We start from the raw sequence: 266 nt of genomic DNA on the forward strand, positions 1-266 counted from the left end.
GGGTCACGCATCTCCCGCAGGCAGTCGTCGCACACGGCGAGATCGGCGGTGACTCGGGGCACGGCGTCGGCCGAGGCGTCAACGTCGCTGTCCGCGATGGTGAAGTCCCGCTCATCGAGGCAGCGGGGGACCGCTTCACACTCGGCGTGATCGACGCGGGCCAGCGGCGGCAGACGGGTTTCGATCGCGCGGGCGAAGCGGTCGAGCGCCCCGGCCGTGCCCTGGGCTTCGATGGTGACGCCGGCGGGTCCATTGCGAACGATGCC

Annotated in this window: 1 protein-coding gene; it reads right to left on the bottom strand. The window is 71.8% G+C overall.

Annotation, left to right across the window (positions count from 1 at the left end):
- Window positions 1-266: acylphosphatase (locus R0J87_RS21155; protein ID WP_498888739.1), on the bottom strand; the 266-nt coding region annotated here is incomplete at both ends.

Source organism: Halomonas sp. SIMBA_159 (assembly GCF_046536035.1).
In the GTDB taxonomy this organism is placed as follows: Bacteria; Pseudomonadota; Gammaproteobacteria; order Pseudomonadales; family Halomonadaceae; genus Vreelandella; species Vreelandella venusta_A.